The sequence below is a fragment of the Mesorhizobium sp. CNPSo 4689 genome, assembly GCF_057784325.1.
Genome location: NZ_JBWLUZ010000001.1, coordinates 561,549 through 583,176, shown reverse-complemented (window position 1 = coordinate 583,176; position 21,628 = coordinate 561,549). Strand labels below are relative to the sequence as shown.

Below are 21,628 nucleotides of genomic sequence, written 5' to 3'. Positions count from 1 at the left end.
GCGATGCCACGCAATCGCCAACCAATGGCGGCCAACCGAATTCCAACACTGGCGCAGGCCGCCCGACGTCATGTCGCTGCAGATCGTCCATCATCCCGACTACGACGCCGGCTTTGCCGTCAACCACCGTTTTCCTATGAGCAAGTATCCGCTACTGATGGAAGCTCTGCGTTCGCGCGGGCTGGCGCGCCCGGATGCGGCGAACTTGCCCGACCCGGCGCCGGAAGCCTGGCTGAAGCTTGCGCATGCGCCTGACTATGTCGAGCAGGTGCTGGCCTGCGAGGTGCCTGAAAAAATCGAGCGGGAAATCGGCTTTCCGGTCGGCCCGCGCGTTTCGCTGAGGGCGCAGCTCGCAGCGGGCGGCACGGTGCTGGCGGCGCGGCTGGCCTTGCGGCACGGCATCGTCTGCAATGCCGCCGGCGGCAGCCATCATGCGCGGCGCGGGCAAGGTGCCGGCTTCTGCACCTTCAACGACGTCGCCGTTGCCTCGCTGGTGCTGCTGGCCGAAGGCGCTGTCCAAAACATCCTGATCGTCGATCTCGACGTGCATCAAGGCGACGGCACGGCGGATATCCTGCAGGACGAACCCCGCGCGTTCACCTTTTCCATGCATGGCGAGCGCAACTATCCGATGCGCAAGATCGCGTCAGACCTCGACATCGCTCTGCCCGACGGCACCGGCGACGCCGCCTATCTGGAACGGCTGGGTAGCATCCTGCCGGAACTCTCCGCTCAAGCGCGCTGGGACATCGTCTTCTACAATGCGGGCGTCGACGTCCATGCCGAGGACCGACTGGGACGGCTCGCCCTCAGCGATAACGGCCTGCGCGCTCGTGATGAGATGGTGATCGGCCATTTTCGCGCGCTCGGCATCCCGCTCTGCGGCGTCATCGGCGGCGGCTACTCGACCGACGTGGCCAGATTGGCCGCGCGCCACGCCATCTTGTTCGAGGTGGCCTCCGGCTACGCCTGAGGTTGGGGTCACTTCCGGTAGTTGGCGATCCTGATCAGGATAAAGGCCGGCACGACGATCGCGGCACCCAGCAATATATAGCCGAGGAAGCGATCGATGGCGTGGAAGCCGAGGTTCCAGAGGTCGACGAAGAATTTGCGGATGCCGTAGAAGACATCCATCGGCGACCAGCCGAAGGCATTCATGACCAGACCGACGAGGAACGACACCACCAGCAGCTTGATGAGCACCCTGAGTGGCGAGTCTCCGAGAAAGCGCGTCAGTGCGGACAAGGCCTGTCTCCCGATTGAGGTGCCCGGATTCGGGTGCCCGTGCAGAAATACGCATTTGCCGTTCCGGCATCAAGCCGAAGGGCTTCATATCAGGGAAGGCCGTCAAATCCGCCGGCGGAAGATGCGCGCCTAGGGTGGCCGCTCGCGATAGACTTCCCCGGAACGCCAAAGCCGGTTGTAGCGATTGCCGCTGGAGATGCCTAGTTCCGACAAGGGCCCACCTCCCTTCTTGCGCTTGATGGCCACCAATTCCTTGCCATGCTGAAGACAGTGGCTCGGCTCTTGCGAAGGTTCGGCGCCATCCGACGGTGGCAGCGTCAGCCAGACCGCCTCTCCGACGATCAGGTCTTCCGCATCGCAGGTCATGGCGATGGCCTTGCCGAAGAGGGTCGGACCGGTGGGGCACAGCGCGGTTGGTCCGTAATACTGACGCTTCACATTGGCGCAGACGAGCTCGATGGCCTTCACCAGAGCCCTGTGACGCCGCGGCGCGGCGACCACACCGAGGCTGGTATCCCAAGGCGTCGAGCTCAGAAAGTCGCGAAACACCGACAGGCGTTGCTTGTCGCGGGGAACGCCGCGCAGGAAGGCATAGGAGAGGTCGGCATAGACGCCGCCCTGTTCGTAAAGCAGGCAGTATTTGGCCAGGTCCGCCTTGTAGGCGTAGGGCCGCAGGGTGCGGAAGGCCGACAGCACCTCGGCGTCGAAATGCGCCGAAATGAACTCTATCAACGCCGCTTCCCGAAACAGGACATGCCCTTCGCCCGGATGCGCGGCCTTGAACGACTGGATGTTCTGCGTGACCAGGTCGGAGAGGTCGCCGCCGTCGTCATCGGCTATGAGAATGCTGAACAGGGGCATCGCTTTGCTTTCGGCCGTCAGTGCGGGTTGAACGCCGTCAGTTTCTCCCAGTCGCGCCACTGGTGAGGACAGGCCGCGAGGAAGGGCAGATGCCTGTCGGCGAATTCCTGCGTTGGCTGACTGCAGGAGTTCGGCCCTGTCCCGATGACCTTCCAGGTCGATGGGCCGATCCACGGTCACCCGGATCTTGCCGGTGCTGTCGTCGCGCACGACGAAAACCGGCAGCAGCGGGGCGCCGGCGATCTTGGCCAGGCGGGGCGCGCCGCTCGACAGTTCGATGGCCGACTGGCCAATCCTTGCCTTGACCAGCAATTCGCCCTCCCAGGCTCCCGCCGTTATCGACACGAATTTGTTCGCGCGCAGCAGACGCCGGGCCTCGTGCATGCTTGCTGCGGAATTGGCACGATCGATCACGATCCGGCCGGCCGCGTATTTCAGCTCGGCGCCGGTCCTGATCGGGTTGAGGAAACGGATGCCGAAGCGCGACTTGGTGAAGCCGTGCTCCGGCCGGCTGACGTGGAACACTTCGAGCCCTGCCCCGGCGAAAGCCATTTTCGCCGCGAGGGCGTTGAAGGAGAAATGCGCGATCCACAGGACCGCGCCGTGACCTGCGTTTCTTGCCGCATCGAGTTGCTGCCGACCTCGCAACTCGATGTCGGGTTTCCAGCCGGCCAGACGCTCGCGCACGATCTGGACATGGTGCTCGCTTCGCATCGCGCCGATGCGGCGTTGATCGTCAGCGCCAGTCAATCCGAACGAGGCGAGAGTCTGCCGGACGCAGCCATCCCCCAGGCTGGAAGAAGCGCCTTTCAGCCGCTCAATGGTCATACAGGCTGCTTGCCAGCGCTTCTCGGGAGCGAGAAGGGAGACAATCGCAAAAACGGGAAGCTGCAGGAGGAACTGCAGGTCTTCTGACGTGAATGTCTTTCTGGAGTGAGAAGTCCTTCTCCTCCTCCTTATCTTGAATTCCAAGCGGGTCCCCACCCAGCACTTCATGTTCGGACCATAACATCGCCAAGCAAACAAGTGCCGGTTCGCAAGGCGCGGCCGTTCTATCATGCCCGTCGACCGGCATCAAAGGCGTCTTGCCAACAGGGCGAGCGGCTTTCGGCGGCTTTGACGATTGCCCGAAGCGGGGCCCTCATGGTAACGAGGTGACGCTGCGGGTATGATGTAATGGTAGCTTGTCAGCTTCCCAAGCTGAACGCGAGGGTTCGATTCCCTCTACCCGCTCCAGCAACTGGCATGGACAGTCCGGCTCGGCGGCGGGATCACTCCCAACGTCTCCCTTCGGCTGCTCCGTACGGCAAGTACCGTCGCTTTGACGTCAGGATTCAAGCTCACGCCAACTCTGCATGAGGCGATGCAGCGGATGACCCGCAAGGCAGGCGTGAAACTCGTTCGACCGTACCTCCGAGGGCTTGGCCGCGCCTGCATGCTGAGCCCGATGAGAACAGGAAGTTGTGATCTCAGCCCGCCCACGATGCGGCGCGATCAAATGGCAGAACAGGGGAGCCCCGTCACACATGCAATTCCTAAAGCGCTGGTTTTCCAACCCCGAGAGTGTGCCAGTCCAAACCGTGGAAGAAGAACATTCCTTAGAATATTTCGCGTGGCTGTTGAGCCGCATGCCATTAGGTGACGTTCCTGACCTAGCGCAATCGCCGCACGTCGGGGCCCAGGATGACAGCGGTCTCGTTGACCGAATTACGGCAGCGTATCGCGGGGCATATGCGGCGTTTGTGCCGACAAGTTCGGCTTGGGATCACTCCTTGTTCAGTATCAAGGCCGACGTTCACAACGCCCTGCTTGGAGACAATGCCGACAAAGCCGCGCGTGTGCTGGGTCGCCCCAGCGAGACAGCATTTTTCTGGGGCTTTGACGATATTGCGAAAGCCCCGCCCGGCGAGGTTGAACCGCACGAATTCGTCGTCCGCCGTCTCAACGGCACCATATCGTGGCAAAAACTCCACGCGATGTGGCTGATGGATATGTTGAACAGCCTTGCCGAAGCTATTGGTGCGCGTCGTATGACCTATCCGGAAATGCAGCCTGCAGATGTCGGCGCCAACTACGCCAATGCGCGAAGCGCCGACCAGATACTGGATGATATCGACGAGACGCTCAGCATCAAGCTGCAATTCCCCAATCCATTTCCAAATGAAATCGGGCTCAGCACAAAGCGGGGAATCGCGGAGTTCCGCGCGTTGCAAGCGGTCTACCAGGCATGGCGAATTGGACAGATCTCAAGAAGCCGAGCAAATTTCAAAGTTCTGGAGATTGGAGCGGGGCTGGGCAGGACAGCCTATTTTGCCGACCTCTTTGGGATCAAGGATTACACAATCATTGACATTCCCCTGACCAATGCCGCGCAGGCTTCATTCCTCGGCCGGACGCTCGGCACGTCGCGTATTCGATTGCATGGGGAAGAATCAGTTGCACCGGTTCGTATAGTGCCCGCTACGGCGATCGATCAAATCGATGAAAGATATGACCTGATCGTCAACGTCGACTCTCTGACGGAGATGTCGCAAGAAACCGCCGAGGCATATTGGCGGTTTGCTCGAAAGAACACGAATACGTTCCTTTCAATCAACCACGAAGTCAACCAGAATACGGTACGATCGCTTTACGCAAATGATCCCGATGTTCGGGGATTGAGGTATCCATACTGGATGCGACGTGGATATGTCGAAGAGGTTCTGACGTGGTAGCGCCGGCGTCGGCCATGGACACAAAGGACGAGATGGTCTTCGATCACAAGCTGAACGCGAGGGTTCGATTCCTCTACCCGCTCCAGCGTCCGAAGGCGAACAGCGCCACTGCGACCACGTTCACGCCAGCACTCCACACAGGGGCAGGTGCTTTGCCGCCTCTTCGGCTCCCATCCGCATTATCGTGTGCGACAGGCCGCCATGCTCCTCGATCCAGTGCCGCACCCAATCGGGGTATTGCGAGATGAGGTAGTTGGCGGCGACCACATTCTGCCGAGCGCCGACGCCATAGGGCAGATGGAAGCCAAAGGATGCGTCCAGGGTAACGCAAAGCTGCTCGGCGGGCAGGGACAGGTAGAGCGTGCAGGCGCTGTCGCATGCCCCGTCAAAGCTCACTGGCTCCTCGGCGATGCGCAGTTCGGCGACATGCAAAGCGAAGTTCACGATCTGGCCACCGGGATTGCCGCTCACGGTCTCCGCGTTCACGGGCAGCGCCATCAGGACGGCGGCGAAGAACCCAATCGCCCTGGTCGTCAACATCCGTGCGGGCATCAGATCTTTGTCCATCTTGTGATCTCGCGTTCGTCTCGCGGCGCCAACGCTAGCATCAAGATGGTTAACATAAGGCAACGCTAATCAACCTTCCGATCGGTTCCGTTACACTAGCGCGAGCTCGATCCCCGCCACGTGCTCCAGCCTTTGGCGCAGAGCGTCACCGCTTCATCTGTTGTCCGGGTTTTGGGAAACGTCCAAGGACTACCGCCATCCGCTCCAGCGTTTATCCCACTTCCCTAAGAATGAAGTCGTGCAGCATCTTGGCGGCCGGCGACAGCACGCGGTTCTTGACCGTGATCAGGCTGTAGGGCCTGACCTCGATGTCGAACTCGGTCTGGACGACGTCGATGGCGCCGGCCAGCCCTTCCGGGCTCTGGATGAATTTCGCCACCTGGATCGACACCGGCGCGATGGCGTCGGACTGCGCCACCATGACCAGGGTCAAGAGCAGCGAGCTGGTGTTGAGGATGCGGTCCGGGAGCGCGATGTTGCGGTTCAAGAAATTGCTCTCCATCGCCTGGCGCAGCGGCGAGCCGCCCGACTGGAAGACCCAGTCATAGGCGGCGGTGTCCTCCAGCCGCACCGCCTTGCCCATGCTCAGCGGGTGGCCGCGTCGCACGATCAGGCAGGCCTTTTCGACGCCGATGACGCGCGATTCGAACAGCCGCGGATTGAGGTCGTCGGGGATGCGCGCGATGATGAAATCATGGCGCGAGGCGATCAGCTCGCGCGCCAGCACGTTGGAGGTCTCGACCTGCATGGTGATCTCGATGCGCGGGTAGATGCGGCGGATCTCGCGGATCGCCGGCACCGCCAGCTCGATCGCCGGCGCCGTCACCGCGCCGAGGAACACCGAACCGCCCTTGCCCGCCTTGAGTTCGGAAATCTCGCGGTCGGCCTCGCGCATCTCGAGCAGGATCGAGCGCGCGCGCCGGGCCAGAGCCTTGCCGTAGGGCGTCAGCGTGATACCGCGCGGCAGCCTTTCGCACAGCTTGACGTCGAGCACCGCCTCCATCTCGGCGATCATGCGCGAGGCGGCGGGCTGTGAAATGTTCATCACCTGCGCGGCCGCGCTCACCCGGCCGTGATCATCGAGTGCGGCGATCATGCGCATGTGGCGTAGGCTCAGGCCGCTGCGCAGCAGGGTTTCGCCGTCGCCCGGCAGCTCGTCGTAACTACCGGAAATTCCAGAAGGATTTCGCAATGCCGCCATGATTGTCGCCTGTTCCCGTCGAAGGATCGATCTGTTTTCAATCATATATCAGTTTCGGTATAGCAATCATCAAAGATCGCATTTGACAGTTATGTCAAAGGGACACACCCTTCGCGCGTCCTGGGGCGTGCCAGTCGATGACGAGGAAAATCGTATCGATTGAAATCTGCGTCCCAGGGCCGATTGGGAGGATACCGGAGATCGATAGACGACAGCAGCGCGCTTGCGCTTCTGCTCGACTGCGCGGCCCGCGAAGCCCCGAGGTGTCGCGTCCATCAACCAGGGAGAGTTACTGTGAAAATCATCAAGACACTGGCCGCCGTGGCGGCCCTTGGCATCGCGGCCATGACGCTGCCTGCGCATGCAGGCGAAGGCCTGGTCGGCGTGCTGATGCCGACCAAGACCTCGCAGCGCTGGATCAATGACGGCGATGCCGTGAAGTCCCAGCTCGAGGCGCTCGGCTATACCGTCGACCTGCAATACGCGCAGGACGACATTCCGAACCAGCTCAGCCAGCTGGAGAACGAAATCACCAAGGGCCCGAAGGCGCTGATCATCGCCTCGATCGACGGCACTACCTTGTCGGACGCGCTGCAGAAAGCCGCTGACGCGGGCGTCGTCGTCGTCGCCTATGACCGCCTGATCAAGAAGACCGCCAACGTCGACTACTACACCACCTTCGACAATTTCGGCGTCGGCGTCATCCAGGCCAATTCGCTGCTCAAGGGCCTCGGCATTCCGGAAAAGAAGGGACCGTTCAACATCGAGCTGTTCGGCGGTTCGCCGGACGACAACAACGCCTTCTTCTTCTACGACGGCGCCATGTCGGTGCTACAGCCGCTGATCGACAACAAGACCCTCGTCGTCAAGTCGGGTCAGACGGGCATGGACAAGGTCGGCACGCTGCGCTGGCTGGCCGCCACCGCGCAGGCCCGCATGGACAACCTGCTGTCCGCCAACTACTCGGACGGCAGCCGCGTCGATGGCGTGCTGTCGCCGTATGACGGCCTGTCGCGCGGCATCATCGCCTCGCTGCGCGCCGTCGGCTACGGCACCGCCGACCAGCCGTGGCCGGTCGTGACCGGCCAGGACGCCGAGACCGCTTCGGTCAAGGCGATCATCGCCGGCGAGCAGTACTCGACCGTGTTCAAGGACACCCGCGAACTGGCCAAGTCGACCGTCGAACTCGTCGACAAGGTGCTGTCGGGCGGCAAGCCGGACGGTCTCGACACCAAGACCTACAACAACGACGTCAAGGTCGTCCCCTCGATCCTGTTGACGCCGCATGAGGTCGACAAGTCGAACTACCAGGCGCTGGTCGTCGACTCCGGCTACATCAAGGCCGACGAACTGAAGTAATCTCGGTTGCAAAATCAGGGGTCCTGCGCAACGCAGGGCCCCTTTTCGTTAACCAGCGAGCCCGGTATTGTTTGCCGGCCTCGGAGGGAATTCCTGATGACCTCGACGATTTTGGAGATGCGCGACATCACCAAGACGTTCCCCGGCGTGAAGGCGCTGTCGAACGTCAACCTCAGCGTCGAGGAGGGCGAGATCCATGCCGTGGTCGGAGAGAACGGCGCCGGCAAGTCGACGCTGATGAAGGTGCTGTCGGGCGTGTACGCGTCCGGCACCTATGAGGGCGCGATCGTCTACCGCGGTGAGGAATGCCATTTCAAAGGCATCCACGACAGCGAGCACAAGGGCATCGTCATCATCCACCAGGAACTTGCGCTGGTGCCGATGCTGTCGATCGCAGAGAACATTTTCCTTGGAAACGAGCACGCCAAATTCGGCGTCATCGACTGGAATGCCAACGAGACGCGTACCAGCGCCCTGCTCAAGAAGGTGGGCCTCAAGGAGGACCCCAAGACGCTGATCACCAATATCGGCGTCGGCAAGCAACAGCTGGTCGAGATCGCCAAGGCGCTCAGCAAGGAAGTGAAGCTGCTGATCCTCGACGAGCCGACGGCGTCGCTCAGCGAAAAGGACAGCCAGGCGCTGCTCGACCTTTTGCTTGAATTCAAGCGCCAAGGCATGACCTCGATCCTTATCTCGCACAAGCTCAACGAGGTGAACCGGGTCGCCGACAAGGTCACGGTCATCCGCGACGGGCGCACGATCGAGACACTTGCCAAGAAGGATATCAGCGAAGACCGCATCATCACCTCGATGGTCGGCCGCTCGCTCGACGACCGTTATCCGCCGCGCGAGCCCAAGATCGGCGAGACCGTGCTCCAGGTGAAGAACTGGTCGGTCTATCACCCGCTCCATGCCGAGCGGCAGGTGATCAAGGGTATCGATATCGACGTCCGCAAGGGCGAGGTGGTCGGCATTGCCGGGCTGATGGGCGCCGGACGCACCGAATTCGCGATGAGCCTGTTCGGCCGCTCCTACGGCCGCCGCATCACCGGCGAGGTGATGCTCAAGGGCAAGCCGATCGACGTCTCCTCGGTGAGCAAGGCGGTTGAACACGGCATCGCCTATGTCACCGAGGACCGCAAGACCTACGGCCTCAACCTGATCGACCATATCAAGCACAATATCACGCTGGCCAATCTCAGCGGCGTGTCGCGTCATAGCGTGATCGACGATATGCGCGAGCTGGCCGTCGCCAACGACTACAAGGCCAAGACTAACATCCGCTCGTCCAGCGTCTATCAGATGACGGGCAATCTGTCGGGTGGCAACCAGCAGAAGGTGGTGCTGTCGAAATGGCTGTTCGCCAATCCGGAGGTGCTGATCCTCGATGAGCCGACGCGCGGCATCGACGTCGGCGCCAAGTATGAAATCTACACCATCATCGCGCGTCTCGCCTCCGAGGGTAAGGCGATCATCGTCATCTCGTCGGAGATGCCCGAACTGCTCGGCATCACCGACCGCATCTACGTCATGAACGAAGGGCGCATCGTAGGCGAAATGGCGGCAAGCGACGCAAGCCAGGAAAAGATAATGCGTGCCATCGTCCGGGGAGAAGGAAAAGCATCATGAGCACCGAAAGCGCTCCCGCGCCGAAAAGCGGCGTCGCCGAAGATGTGCAGCAGGGGCCCCGCGTGGCCGTCTCTGCGCTAATCACCAATTTGCGCGAGTACGGCCTGATCCTGGCGCTGATCGCCATCATGGTGTTCTTCCAGTTCACCACGTCCGGAACACTGTTCAAGCCGGTGAACCTGAGCAACCTGGTCCAGCAGAACTCCTTCATCATCGTGATGGCGCTGGGCATGCTGCTGGTGATCGTCTCCGGCCATATCGACCTCAGCGTCGGCTCCGTCGCCGGCTTCATCGGCGCGCTGGCGGCGATGATGATGGTCATCTGGCCGCTTGGCCCCTTAAGCAATCCGCTGGTGGTGTCGATCGTCTGCCTGATCATCGGCGGCCTGATCGGCGCGGGGCAAGGCTACTGGATCGCCTATCACCGAATACCGAGCTTCATCGTCACGCTGGCGGGCATGCTGATCTTCCGCGGCATCTGCCAGGCGCTGCTGGGTGGCGGATCGTCCGTGGGGCCGCTTCCGGCTGGCTTCAAGGCGCTCAGCTCCGGCTTCATTCCGGATTTGATCGGCCCCTTGGTGCTGATCCCGCCGACGGTGAACGCCGCCGGCAAGACCATCGTCGGCAGCGGCCTGACGCTGCACATGACGACGATCGTGATCGGTCTCATCGCCGTGCTCGCCTATGCCTATTTCGGGCTCAAGGCACGGCGCACGCGCGAGCAGCACGGCTATGAAGCCGAGCCCTTCACGCTGTTCGTCGTCAAGACCCTGGTGACCAGCGCGCTGGCGCTGCTCCTGGTCTACCAGTTCGCCACCTACAAGGGCCTGCCAATCGTTCTCATGGTTATGGGCGTGCTGATCGCACTGTTCGTCTTCGTCACCAAACGCATGACGATCGGCCGCCGCATCTATGCGATGGGCGGCAATGCCAAGGCAGCACAGCTGTCGGGCATCAAGACCGAACGGCTGACGCTGATGGTGTTCGTCAATATGGGCGTATTGTCGGCGCTTGGCGGCCTGATCATCGCGGCGCGGCTCGGACAAGCGGTTCCGGCGGCGGGCCTCGGCAGCGAGCTCGACGTCATCGCAGCGGTGTTCATCGGCGGCGCTTCAGCCATGGGCGGCGTCGGCCAGGTGATCGGCGCGGTGGTCGGCGGCTTCATCATGGGCGTCATGAACAACGGCATGTCGATCATGGGCGTTAATGTCGACTGGCAGCAGGTCGTGAAAGGCCTGGTGCTGCTCGGCGCCGTGGTCTTCGACGTCTACAACAAGAACAAGGGTTAAGGGCGAGGCAAGCAGGAAGGCATACGGGTCACATCGCGGCCGTCGGCAACCCGCCGATGCACAGAAGTCCCCCGAGGGACCAGGCCTGCGAGCGCAATCCGGACGAAGAATTTCACCCGCGGCGCGGATTGGTCCCGAGCCGTGCAGGTCAGGGTTTGCCATGCAGGCGGCCGGGCCAAGGCACCAGAGAGAGGGTATATCATGCTGATCTCCCAGATCCTCGACGACGCAGAGACGATCCGCGTCGTCGCCCGCAATGGCGGCAAGACCCGGATCATCAACGGCGCCCGCAGCGTCTATTCGCTGGCCATGGAAGCCGCGCGCACGGGCACCGGGCTCGCCGCGCTGATCGAGCGCAAGGGTTTTGGCGAGGCCGTCGACCTCGACGCCGCCTACAAGAAGGGGCGCCTGCTGTCGCCGATCAACCATCCCGATCCCGCGCATCTCCACCTCACCGGCACGGGGCTCACCCATCTTGGCTCGGCGGCGACGCGCGATTCCATGCACAAGAAGCTCAGCACCGACGGCGAGGAGCAGCTCACTGATTCCATGAAGATGTTCCGCATGGGGTTGGAGGGCGGCAAGCCGGCGAAGGGCCAGACCGGCGTGCAGCCGGAATGGTTCTACAAGGGCAACGGCACGATGGCGGTAGCGCCGGGCGCGGCACTGATGTCGCCGGCGTTTGCCCAGGATGCCGGCGAGGAGCCGGAGATCGCCGGCATCTACGTCATCGGCGACGACGGCGCGCCGTTCCGTGTCGGCTTCACGCTGTCGAACGAGTTTTCAGACCATGTCACCGAGCGTGTGAACTATCTTTTCCTGGCGCATTCGAAGCTGCGCAACGCCTCGTTCGGGCCAGAGATCCTGATCGGTGACCTGCCGTCCGACGTCAGGGGCTCATCGCGCATCGTTCGCGACGGCAAGCTGCTTTGGGAAAAGCCGTTCCTGTCGGGCGAGGCGAACATGTCGCACACCATCGCCAATCTCGAGCACCACCATTTCAAATATTCGGCCTTCCGCCAGCCCGGCGACGTGCATGTGCACATGTTCGGCACGGCAACATTGTCCTTCGCCGACGGCATCAGGACCGAGGCCGGCGATATTTTCGAGATCGAAGCCGGGGATTTCGGCCTGCCGCTGCGCAACCCGCTCGAGATCGAAAAGCCGGTGAAGGTGGCGGTGAAGGCGCTGTGAAGGCGTGATCTCCCCCCTCGTGGGGGAGATGGCCGGCAGGCCAGAGGGGGGCGCTGTCCCTCCAGCGTCTCAATCGAGAGCACCTGCCCTTCAGCTGTCGTGGGCGAGGGCGATCCTTCGCGCCCCCCTCTGCCCTGCCGGGCATCTCCCCCACAAGGGGGAGATTGGCAGTTTCAACCTCTCAATAAATATCGAAGTCGAAATACTTGGCCTGGATCTTCTTGTAGGTGCCGTCGGCGACGATGGCGTCTATGGCCGCGTTGAGCTTGTCGCGCAGTGCGGTGTCGTCGAGGCGCACGGCGATGCCGGCCTGCGTCTCGGTGCCCTTGACGTCGCCGACCATCTTGCAGCAGCCGTCGCTCGCCTTCTTCATCCAGTCGACCAGCACAAACTTGTCAGAGATCACCGCGTCGAGGCGGCCGTTCTGCAGGTCGGTGATCGCCTCTTCCTGGGTCGGGTAGAGCTTGGCTTCGGCGCCGGCCTTGCCGTAGACATCCTGGGCGAAATCGGCCTGGGTGGTCGATGCCTGGGCGCCCACCGTCTTGCCGGCAAGGGCTGCTGGGTCGGTCGAGGTCAGCTCGCTGTCCTTCGGAGCGACCAGCGCAAGCGGCGTCGTATAGTATTTGTTGGTGAAGGCGACCTGCTTCTTGCGTTCCTCGGTGATGCTCATAGAGGCGATGATGGCGTCGAACTTCTTGGCCTGGAGGGCGGGAATGATGCCGTCCCAGTCCTGGGTGACGATTTCGCATTCGACCTTCATCTGCGCGCACAGCGCATCGGCGATGTCGACGTCGAAGCCGACGACCTTGCCGTCCGGAGTGATGGTGTTGAACGGCGGATAGGCGCCCTCGGTGCCGATCTTCAGTTTCTCCGCTGCCTGCACCGGCAACGAACCGGCGCCGAGCGTCAGCAGGGCAGTTGCGGCTGCCGACAGGATCCATCTCGAGATTTGCATGGTCTTCCCCTTTATTTCCGTCACCTCGACGGGCTGAGGCACAGCCAAGCATGGCACGCCCGGTCAGGCAAGCACGGTCTGGCGGTGGCGGAAAGATCAGCGCGCGGCGCGGAAATGCTTGGATAGTTTCAGGCCCTGGGCCTGGTAATTCGAGCCGAGATCGGTGCCGTAGAGCGCCTGCGGCCGTTTCAGCATGTGCTCGTAGACCAGCCGCCCGACGATCTGGCCGTGATCGAGGATGAAGGGCACTTCATGGCTGCGCACTTCGAGCACCGCCCGGCTGCCGGTGCCGCCGGCCGCCGAATGGCCGAAGCCCGGATCGAAGAAGCCGGCATAGTGAACGCGGAATTCGCCGACCAGCGGGTCGAAAGGCGTCATCTCGGCGGCATAGAGAGGCGGCACATGCACCGCCTCGCGCGACACGAGGATGTAGAACTCGTCCGGATCGAGCACAAGTTCGCCGGCGCCGCTCTTGTAGAGCGGCTCCCAGAAATCGACGACGTCCTGCGCGGCACGCTTGTCGACATCGATCAGGCCGGTGTGGTGCTTGCCGCGATAGCCGACCAACCCGTCCTTGTCGCCATCGAGATCGATCGACAGTGCAATGCCGCCGCCGGAAATGTTGGGCGGCTCGGTGGCCACCAGCATCTCGGCATGATGCAGGTCGCGCAATTCGCTTTCCGACAGCAGCGCGTTGCCGGTGCGGAAACGGATCTGCGACAGCCGCGAGCCGGCGCGTACGACGATCGGAAAGGTGCGCGGACTGACCTCGAGATAGAGCGGACCATGATAGCCGGCGGCGATCTTGTCGAACTCGTGGCCGCGATCGGTCATCACGCGGGTGAAGATATCGAGCCGTCCGGTCGAGCTCTTCGGATTGGCGGAAGCAGAAATGTCCGACGGCAGCGCCAGGCTTTCCAGCAGCGGCACGATGTAGACGCAGCCTGTTTCCAGCACCGCGCCCTCGGTGAGGCTGATCTCGTGCAGCTGCAGCCGCGCGAGCTTGTCGGCGACCTGATGATCGGGGCCGGGTAGGAAGGAGGCGCGCACGCGCCAGGCCTTATCGCCGAGCCTGAGATCGAGGCTGGCCGGCTGGATCTGGTCCGCGTCGAGAGCGCGCGGCGACTTCAGCGCGCCTGACTGGAAGAGCGCGGAAATGTCCTGATCGGGAAGAATGCCTGTTCGCCGCAAAGGCTGGCTCCGCTGCAACACCGCTGGTACAAACCTCTTAATCAAGCCGGCAATTGACGCAAGCGCGGTGCGGGTCTAAAGGGTCGTTATCCCGTGGTGATTTGGCCGGTCGGCTTGCAGCCACGTTAAACAAGTCGCTAAAGGACCGTTGGCCGCAAGGCCGTATGGACCGGTTGCGACTTTCGCGGCCGGTTTTTTGTGTTTGGGACAGAGCAATGACCAAGAAGCGCGACTGGAAACCTCAGACGGCACTCGTGCATGGCGGGACCTTGCGTTCCGGCTTCGGTGAGACCTCCGAGGCGATGTACCTTACCCAGGGCTATGTCTACGAGACGGCACAGGCCGCGGAAGCCCGCTTTAAGGGCGAGGAACCCGGCTTCATTTATTCGCGCTATGCCAATCCGACCGTCGACATGTTCGAAAAGCGCATGTGCGCGCTGGAAGGTGCGGAGGACGCGCGCGCCACCGCCTCCGGCATGGCGGCGGTGACGGCAGCCCTTCTGTGCAGCGCCAGGGCCGGCGACCATATCGTGGCGGCGCGTGCCTTGTTCGGCTCCTGCCGCTGGGTGGTCGAGACGCTGGCGCCGAAATACGGCATCGAGGCGACGCTGGTCGACGGCACCGACATCGCCAACTGGGAAAGGGCGGTCAAGCCGAACACCAAACTTTTCTTCCTCGAAAGCCCGACCAACCCGACGCTGGAAGTGGTCGACATCGCCGCCGCCGCTGCGCTCGCCAATTCGATCGGCGCCAGGCTGATCGTCGACAACGTCTTCGCCACGCCCTTGCAGCAGAAGCCGCTGCAGCTCGGCGCCCACATCGTCGTCTATTCGGCGACCAAGCATATTGACGGCCAGGGCCGCTGCCTCGGCGGCGTCATCCTGTCGGACAAGAAGTGGATCGACGAGAATTTGCACGACTATTTCCGCCACACCGGCCCCAGCCTGTCGCCCTTCAACGCTTGGACGCTGCTCAAGGGGCTGGAGACGCTGCCGCTGCGGGTGCGCCAGCAGACGGAAAGCGCCGGCAAGATCGCCGACTTCCTCGCCGAACGCCCGGAAATCGCCCGCGTCATCTATCCGGGCCGGGCCGACCACCCGCAGGCCGATATCGTCAGGAAGCAGATGACGGGCGGCTCGACGCTGATCTGCCTCGACGTCAAGGGCGGCAAGCAGGCGGCGTTCGCCTTCCAGAACGCTTTGGACATCGTGCTGATCTCCAACAATCTCGGCGACGCCAAGAGCCTGATAACCCATCCGGCGACGACGACGCACAAGAACCTCAGCGACGAGGCGCGCGCCGAACTCGGCATCGGCCCGGGCACGCTGAGGCTTTCGGTCGGACTTGAGGATGCGGACGATCTGCTCGCCGATGTCGAGCAGGCGCTCAAATCAGCCAAGTAAAGGGTTCAGACTGCGATTTGGACAAACGCCTGAGCGTTGCTCAGGCGCCCTCTTCCAGTTCGGTCATCGCCTTGGTGCGGATGGTCATCGCATTGCCGCGCCAGTCGACGGCGCCGCCGAGCCAGCCGCGCGCCCAGATCGCCGGCAGCATCACGTCGCGCACCATCATCGCCGGGATGATGCGCGGCGACAGGTACCAGCCCTTGGCCCAGGCCAACGCGCATTCCGGCACATAGGCGAGCGCCAGGACGCAGAGCGCGGTGAGCGGCAGACTGATGCCGGCACCGGCGGCCGCGACCAGCGCCAGCACCAATGGCACGGCCACGCCGGTCAGGATTTCGGGAGCGAAGAACAGCGGAAAGGTGACGCGGCGCAGGCGCGCCCAACGGGCCTGGCGCGACCAGATTTCGCCGAGACGGCGCTCACCCAGAGGCTGCTCGAAAGGCGAAGCGACAAGATTGACGCGCAGCCCCAGCCCGTTGACCAGCTTGGTCGCGGCGGCGTCCTCGGCGATCTCGGCGGCCAGCGCGCGGATGCCGCCATTGGCGTCGAGCACAGGCTTCTTCCACAGCATGCTCTTGCCCTGGGCGAAGCCGAGGCCGAGCGCCTCGCCGGTATACTGCCAGCGCGCCTGCAGCGTGTTGAGGAAGGCGCATTCGACCTCGGCCCAGAAGCCGTCCGGCCGCGAGCCGACCGGGGTCGAGCAGACAAGGCCGGTGTCGGGCCGCCACGCCGCCATCAAGTGCTGGATATAGTCCCTGGGCATCAGCACGTTGGAATCGGCAAGGATGACCCAGTGGTGGCGCGCCGCTTCCCAACCCTTGACGCAATTGTTGAGCTTGGGATTGGCGCTGATGCGGTCGTCACCGACCAGCAGCCGGGCCGGCACCTTCGAAAATCGGACGATCGCCCTGTTTATCAGCTTGACCACCGGATCGTCGGCGTGGGCGACGCAGAAGATCAGCTCGTAGCGCGGCCAGTCGAGCGAGAAGGCGCGCTGAAGCGTTTCTTCGGTGAACGGCTCGACGCCGCGCGAGGGGATGACGATCGACACCGGCGGCGCCTTGCCGGGGGGCCGCGCAAGCGTGCGCGGCCGCTTCAGCCTGAAGGCCGCAAGCAGGATGCCGGCGAGATTTGAAAGAATGAGGGCTGTCGAAAGCACGGCGGCGGCGATGACGATCAGTTCCATCGAGATCTGGTCACTCCGGAAAAGCCGGCCGGAAGATGGCCGTTTTGAACAGGTCGACAGAGCGCTTGAGTCGCCCGGCACGGTCCGTGCACACCATCATTGTCATGTGTCACTCAAATGACATTGTTTGGCGGCAGGTGCGCACAAAGACGGAAGAGACAGGCGCCGCGCTCCGTTGACCTAGTCAAAGAGTGCACCGAGACTTCCGCCAGGACTGTTTGGAGTAGCTCATGTACCGCGCCATTACGCGCAACATCGAAGTGCAGGTCAGGCCGTTCTATCTCGAGGATCGCTCGGATCCGTCGGAGAACCGCTATGTCTGGGGCTACCACGTGACCATCGACAACCAGTCGGACGAGTTCGTGCAGCTGATGTCGCGCTATTGGCACATCACCGATGGCACTGGCCGGGTCGAGGAGGTACGCGGCGCCGGCGTCGTCGGCGATCAGCCCGAACTCAACCCCGGCGACAGCTACCAATATACGTCCGGCTGCCCGCTCTCGACGCCGTCCGGCATCATGGTCGGCCATTACACGATGCGCAACAAGCGGGGCGAGACGTTCGACATCGCCATCCCGGCGTTTTCGCTGGATCTGCCGGGCACGCGCAGGACGGTGAATTAAGGGAGCAAGCGGTCTAAAGTTCGCGCCGCCCCTCATCCGCCTGCCCGGCACCTTCTCCCCGTATAGTGACGGGGAGAAGGAGTTACGTCACTGAGCCGCCGCGAATTCCGCCGGGTCGAAGTCGTACTGCGTCGAGCAGAACTCGCAGGCGACATGGATGCCGCCATCCTCGGTGCTGTCCTTGATCTCCTGCGCCGAGAAGCCTTCGAGGATGCCGCGGATCTTCTCGCGCGAGCAGGAGCACTGGTCGGCCACCGGCACGCCGCCGAAGACACGTACGCCATGCTCGTGGAACAGCCGGTAAAGCAGCCGCTCGGCGCCGACCGTCGGATCGATAAGCTCGGTCGGCTCGATGGTGCCGAGCAGGGCCAGCAGCTCCTGCCAGGAATTATCGACCGGGTCATGGACCTCGTCGCGCGGATCGCCGTCGCCGCCGGAAATGTCCGGCACGCGCATGCGCTCCGGCGACTGCGGCAGGAATTGCGCCAACAGACCGCCGGCGCGCCATTGCTCGCGGGGACCACCGATGCCCGGCGTCACCAGCTTGGCAACCGAAAGCCTGAGATCGGTCGGGATCTGCTCCGACTGGCGGAAATAGGTGCGCGCGGCCTCTTCCAGCGTCTCGCCGTCGAGCTGGACGATGCCCTGATAGCGCTGCGTGTGCGCGCCCTGATCGATGGTCAGCGCCAGCACGCCGTTGCCGAGCAGCGTCTGTTGCGAGATTTCGCCGGCAGCCGTCAGCGCCTCGAGCCGGTCGGGGTCGAAGCGTGCATAGGCCCGCAACGCGGATGGCGTCGAAAAATCCGCCACCAGCATGTCGACCGGCCCGTCGGTGCGGGTCTGCAGGATGAACTTGCCCTCGAATTTGAGCGAGGTGCCGAACAGCACCGTCAGCACGCAGGCTTCCGCCAGCAGGCGGGCGACCGGCTCGGGATATTCGTGGCGTCCAAGGATGGCGTCGAGCATCGGCCCGAGCTGGACGGTCCGGCCGCGCACGTCGAGCGGGGCGACCTCGAACGGCACGACGTGATCGTCGCCGGCATAGCCGAATTCGCCGAGTTGAGGGTGGTGTTCAGTCACTTGACGGGTTTCCAACATGACAAAGCTCCGGCGCGCGGCCATGCGGCCCGGAGGGGCACATGCACCGAAACGCGCTCAATTTGCGTGATGGCCCGCAGATAGGCATCACACCTCCGGAGATCAAGCGCCCAGGCACCAGGCCAAAACCGCCTTCTGGGCGTGCAGCCGGTTCTCGGCTTCGTCGAACACCACCGAATGCGGCCCGTCGATCACCTCGTCGGTGACCTCCTCGCCGCGATGCGCCGGCAGGCAGTGCATGAACAGCGCGTCGGGCTTCGCCTTGGCCATGAGCGCCGCATTGACCTGATAGGGCAGGAAGACGTTGTGGCCACGGGCACGGTGCTCCTGACCCATCGACACCCAGCAGTCGGTGACGATGCAATCGGCCTGATCGACGGCTTCCTCGGGCGACCGGGTGAAGGTCAGCTTGCCGCCATTGGCCTTCGACCAGTCGACATGCTTTTCGTCGGGCTCGCTGCCTTCCGGCACCGCGACATTGAGGTTGAAGCGGAAGCGTGCGGAGGCTTCGAGCAGCGAATGCAGCACGTTGTTGCCGTCGCCGGTCCAGGCGATGGTCTTGCCGGCGACCGGACCGCGATGCTCCTCGAAGGTCATGATGTCGGCCATCAGCTGGCAGGGATGGGTGTCGTCGGTCAGCCCATTGATGACTGGAACGGTGGCGTTCTCGGTCAGTTCGAGCAGCCGCTCATGCGATGTGGTGCGGATCATGATGGCGTCGACATAGCGCGACAGAACCTTGGCCGTGTCGGCGATGGTCTCGGAACGGCCGAGCTGCATCTCGGTGCCGGTCAGCATGATGGTTTCGCCGCCGAGCTGGCGCATGCCGACGTCGAAGGATACGCGCGTGCGCGTCGACGGCTTGTCGAAGATCATCGCCAGCACCTTGCCCTCGAGCGGCTTGGTCCGCTCGCCGGCCTTGAGCCTGGCCTTTCGCACCACCGCATCGTCCAGCATGAAGCGCAGATCGCCTTCGGAAACGGCGGACAGGTCGGTGAAGTGGCGAACGCTCATCGGGAAAGGTTCCAGGATTACTTCGCGGCGGCCGCGGCGATGGCATCGGCCAGGCCCTTGGCGCCGGCGCGGATGCGGTCGAGCGCCTCGCTGATCTCGGCGTCGGTGACGGTGAGCGGCGGCAAAAGGCGGATGACGTTGTCGCCGGCCGGAACCGCCAGGAAATGCTGGTCGCGCAGCGCCATGTTGACCTTGGTGTTGGGCATCACGCATTTCAGGCCGAGCATCAGCCCGGTTCCCCTTATGCCCTCGATGACATCGGGGAATTCGTCGGCGACGCCGGCCAGCCCCTGTTTCAGCAGCAGCGCCTTGCGTTGCACATCCTCGAGGAAACCGCCTTCCAGCACCACGTCGAGCACGGCGTTGCCGACCGCCATCGCCAGCGGATTGCCACCGAAGGTGGTGCCGTGAACGCCGGCGGTCATGCCGACCGCGGCTTCGTCGGTGGCGAGGCAGGCGCCCATCGGGAACCCGCCGCCGATGCCCTTGGCGATCGCCATGATGTCGGGTGTCACACCCGTCCATTCATGCGCGAACAGCTTTCCGGTACGGCCGATGCCGCATTGGACCTCGTCGAAGATCAACAGCAGGCCGTGCTGGTCGCAAAGCTGCCGCAACCGCTTCAGGGATTGGGTCGGCACCGGGCGGATGCCGCCTTCGCCCTGCACCGGCTCGATCAGGATGGCTGCGGTCTCCGATGTGATCGCCTTTTCCGCCGCGTCAATGTCGTCGAAACCGACCTGGTCGAAACCCTCGACCTTGGGGCCGAAGCCTTCGAGGTATTTGTACTGGCCGCCGGCGGCGATGGTCGCCAGCGTGCGGCCGTGGAAGGCGCCTTCGAAGGTGATGACGCGGAAGCGCTCGGGATGACCCTTGACGAACTGGTAGCGCCGCGCCGTCTTGATGGCGCATTCCAGCGCCTCGGCGCCGGAATTGGTGAAGAACACCTTGTCGGCGAAAGTGGCGTCCGCCAGCCGTTCGCCCAGCCGCCTCTGCTGCGGAATCTCATAGAGATTGGAGACGTGCCACAGCTTGCCCGCCTGCTCGGTGAGCGCGGCGACCAAATGCGGATGGCTGTGGCCTAGCGAATTGACCGCGATGCCGCCGGCAAAATCGAGATATCGCTCGCCCTTGTCGGTGACCAGCCATGTCCCCTCCCCGTGGTCGAAGGCCAAGGGTGCGCGAGCAAAGGTCTCGAAAAGCGCCGAACCGCTCATTATATGCGTCTCCGGTACCGGAAAATCAAAAAAGCCGCCAAAGCGGCGGCCTTCGCGGCTTATCGTGTTTTTCGGCCATGAAGTCAACGAAAACGTCGCGCATAGGCGCGCGGCACGCCCCCGACAGGACGCCGGCTCATCAGCGACCGGGCAAGTTGGGGAAAACCGTAAAAACTGATTCGTGTGGCCTTTGGGACTCTTGTCACAGAGTCAGCGCATGAGGTATTTGTAGTCGAGAAATAACTAGATTTCGTGCGGCGGACCCAATCACCCGGTATATGTGGTGTTGTCTGCCCGGCGGGAGCCGGGACGGGAAAGGATTCCGATCGCCGCACTTTGCAGCAGGAGCGCGGTCACATGAACTGGACTGACGAGCGGGTCGAACTTCTCAGGAAACTGTGGTCGGAGGGGCTGAGCGCCAGCCAGATTGCCGCACAGCTCGGAGGCGTCAGCCGCAATGCGGTCATCGGCAAGGTGCACCGCCTGAAGCTGTCGGGCCGCGGACGCGCGACGGCCAGCCCGGCGCGCCAGAAGAAGGCAGTGCAAGGATCATCCGTCCAGAAATCGGTGTCACGCGCAGCAAGCACGCAGCGCCACGTCACTACGTCGATCGGTGCAAACGCGCTGCAAGTGCAGTTCGATGCCGAACCGGTGGCGCGCCACTACATCCGCCCGGTCGAGAACGTCGTCGTGCCGATCTCGCGGCACCTGCAGCTGGTCGAACTGACCGAGCGCACCTGCAAATGGCCGAATGGCGACCCACTTTCGGAAGACTTCAACTTCTGCGGCAACGATGCCGCCGAAACCGGCCCCTACTGCAAGTATCACGCGAGGGTGGCGTTCCAGCCGGCGTCGGAGCGGCGGCGTAGTCGGTGAGTA

19 protein-coding genes, 1 tRNA gene and 1 riboswitch are annotated in these 21,628 nt (G+C 63.2%); of the genes, 10 read left to right on the top strand and 10 right to left on the bottom strand.

The features are described 5' to 3' along the window. Positions 1-70 precede the first annotated feature (70 nt). Positions 71-973: a histone deacetylase family protein gene (locus tag AC04SI_RS02670; RefSeq protein WP_488473872.1), complete on the top strand. Its 903-nt coding sequence runs from the start codon at positions 71-73 to the stop codon at positions 971-973. Between the two features lie 8 nt (positions 974-981). On the opposite strand, the gene AC04SI_RS02665 is transcribed toward AC04SI_RS02670, so the two are convergent. Together AC04SI_RS02665 and AC04SI_RS02660 are read right to left on the bottom strand one after the other, a co-directional pair. Then, the gene (locus tag AC04SI_RS02665) at positions 982-1,245 is read right to left on the bottom strand and encodes a DUF6460 domain-containing protein (protein ID WP_006204546.1); all 264 of its coding nucleotides are present in this window, start codon (positions 1,243-1,245) and stop codon (positions 982-984) included. A 129-nt stretch (positions 1,246-1,374) separates the two neighbouring features. Further along, on the bottom strand, positions 1,375-3,078 hold the full coding sequence (locus AC04SI_RS02660) for a glycosyltransferase (RefSeq protein WP_488473871.1): 1,704 nt from the start codon (positions 3,076-3,078) through the stop codon (positions 1,375-1,377). A 190-nt stretch (positions 3,079-3,268) separates the two neighbouring features. On the opposite strand from AC04SI_RS02660, the gene AC04SI_RS02655 reads away from it, so the two are divergent. Next, a tRNA-Gly gene (locus AC04SI_RS02655) sits at positions 3,269-3,342 on the top strand. A gap of 290 nt (positions 3,343-3,632) precedes the next feature. Further along, positions 3,633-4,820 carry a putative sugar O-methyltransferase gene (locus AC04SI_RS02650; protein ID WP_488473870.1) on the top strand — a complete coding sequence of 396 codons (1,188 nt, stop codon included), beginning with the start codon at positions 3,633-3,635 and terminating at the stop codon, positions 4,818-4,820. Positions 4,821-4,940: 120 nt separating this feature from the next. Here AC04SI_RS02650 and AC04SI_RS02645 read toward each other — a convergent pair whose 3' ends face one another. Together AC04SI_RS02645 and AC04SI_RS02640 are read right to left on the bottom strand one after the other, a co-directional pair. Next, the gene (locus tag AC04SI_RS02645) at positions 4,941-5,387 is read right to left on the bottom strand and encodes a hypothetical protein (protein ID WP_404280089.1); all 447 of its coding nucleotides are present in this window, start codon (positions 5,385-5,387) and stop codon (positions 4,941-4,943) included. Positions 5,388-5,598: 211 nt separating this feature from the next. Further along, positions 5,599-6,588: a LysR family transcriptional regulator gene (locus AC04SI_RS02640; RefSeq protein ID WP_404280087.1), complete on the bottom strand. Its 990-nt coding sequence runs from the start codon at positions 6,586-6,588 to the stop codon at positions 5,599-5,601. Between the two features lie 294 nt (positions 6,589-6,882). On the opposite strand from AC04SI_RS02640, the gene chvE reads away from it, so the two are divergent. The 4 genes from chvE to araD1 all read left to right on the top strand — a co-directional run bounded on the left by chvE (position 6,883) and on the right by araD1 (position 12,059). Beyond that, positions 6,883-7,947, top strand: coding sequence for a multiple monosaccharide ABC transporter substrate-binding protein (gene chvE / locus AC04SI_RS02635; protein ID WP_404280085.1), 1,065 nt, complete (start codon positions 6,883-6,885; stop codon positions 7,945-7,947). Between the two features lie 96 nt (positions 7,948-8,043). Beyond that, positions 8,044-9,576: a multiple monosaccharide ABC transporter ATP-binding protein gene (mmsA, locus tag AC04SI_RS02630; protein WP_488473869.1), complete on the top strand. Its 1,533-nt coding sequence runs from the start codon at positions 8,044-8,046 to the stop codon at positions 9,574-9,576. Further along, complete coding sequence (gene mmsB, locus AC04SI_RS02625; protein ID WP_404280080.1) at positions 9,573-10,865, top strand: multiple monosaccharide ABC transporter permease; 1,293 nt, start codon at positions 9,573-9,575, stop codon at positions 10,863-10,865. The genes mmsA and mmsB overlap by 4 nt, the downstream gene beginning before the upstream one ends. Before the next feature lie 201 nt (positions 10,866-11,066). Then, entirely contained in the window at positions 11,067-12,059 is a 993-nt protein-coding gene (araD1, locus tag AC04SI_RS02620; RefSeq protein WP_488473868.1) for an AraD1 family protein, read from the top strand. A gap of 181 nt (positions 12,060-12,240) precedes the next feature. Here the strand turns inward: araD1 and AC04SI_RS02615 are convergent, their stop codons facing one another. Continuing rightward, entirely contained in the window at positions 12,241-13,014 is a 774-nt protein-coding gene (locus AC04SI_RS02615; RefSeq protein ID WP_404280076.1) for an ABC transporter substrate-binding protein, read from the bottom strand. Positions 13,015-13,110: 96 nt separating this feature from the next. Continuing rightward, positions 13,111-14,205 carry a 2'-deoxycytidine 5'-triphosphate deaminase gene (locus tag AC04SI_RS02610; RefSeq protein WP_488473867.1) on the bottom strand — a complete coding sequence of 365 codons (1,095 nt, stop codon included), beginning with the start codon at positions 14,203-14,205 and terminating at the stop codon, positions 13,111-13,113. Positions 14,206-14,288: 83 nt separating this feature from the next. Further along, a riboswitch (SAM riboswitch) is annotated at positions 14,289-14,366 on the top strand. 54 nt (positions 14,367-14,420) lie between these two features. On the opposite strand from AC04SI_RS02610, the gene AC04SI_RS02605 reads away from it, so the two are divergent. Further along, positions 14,421-15,608 carry an O-succinylhomoserine sulfhydrylase gene (locus AC04SI_RS02605; RefSeq protein WP_488473866.1) on the top strand — a complete coding sequence of 396 codons (1,188 nt, stop codon included), beginning with the start codon at positions 14,421-14,423 and terminating at the stop codon, positions 15,606-15,608. A gap of 40 nt (positions 15,609-15,648) precedes the next feature. On the opposite strand, the gene AC04SI_RS02600 is transcribed toward AC04SI_RS02605, so the two are convergent. After that, entirely contained in the window at positions 15,649-16,797 is a 1,149-nt protein-coding gene (locus AC04SI_RS02600; RefSeq protein ID WP_488473865.1) for a ceramide glucosyltransferase, read from the bottom strand. A 230-nt stretch (positions 16,798-17,027) separates the two neighbouring features. On the opposite strand from AC04SI_RS02600, the gene apaG reads away from it, so the two are divergent. Beyond that, a complete protein-coding gene (apaG, locus tag AC04SI_RS02595) occupies positions 17,028-17,420 on the top strand; it encodes a Co2+/Mg2+ efflux protein ApaG (RefSeq protein WP_006199938.1) in 393 nt (130 codons plus the stop codon). 87 nt (positions 17,421-17,507) lie between these two features. Here apaG and AC04SI_RS02590 read toward each other — a convergent pair whose 3' ends face one another. The 3 genes from AC04SI_RS02590 to AC04SI_RS02580 all read right to left on the bottom strand — a co-directional run bounded on the left by AC04SI_RS02590 (position 17,508) and on the right by AC04SI_RS02580 (position 20,749). Further along, on the bottom strand, positions 17,508-18,542 hold the full coding sequence (locus AC04SI_RS02590) for an Hsp33 family molecular chaperone (RefSeq protein ID WP_404280068.1): 1,035 nt from the start codon (positions 18,540-18,542) through the stop codon (positions 17,508-17,510). Between the two features lie 78 nt (positions 18,543-18,620). After that, entirely contained in the window at positions 18,621-19,532 is a 912-nt protein-coding gene (gene argF / locus AC04SI_RS02585; protein WP_404280067.1) for an ornithine carbamoyltransferase, read from the bottom strand. Between the two features lie 17 nt (positions 19,533-19,549). Continuing rightward, positions 19,550-20,749, bottom strand: a complete 1,200-nt coding sequence (locus tag AC04SI_RS02580) for an aspartate aminotransferase family protein (protein ID WP_404280065.1) — start codon at positions 20,747-20,749, stop codon at positions 19,550-19,552. Between the two features lie 357 nt (positions 20,750-21,106). On the opposite strand from AC04SI_RS02580, the gene AC04SI_RS02575 reads away from it, so the two are divergent. After that, entirely contained in the window at positions 21,107-21,625 is a 519-nt protein-coding gene (locus AC04SI_RS02575) for a GcrA family cell cycle regulator (RefSeq protein ID WP_192179200.1), read from the top strand. Positions 21,626-21,628: the final 3 nt, after the last annotated feature.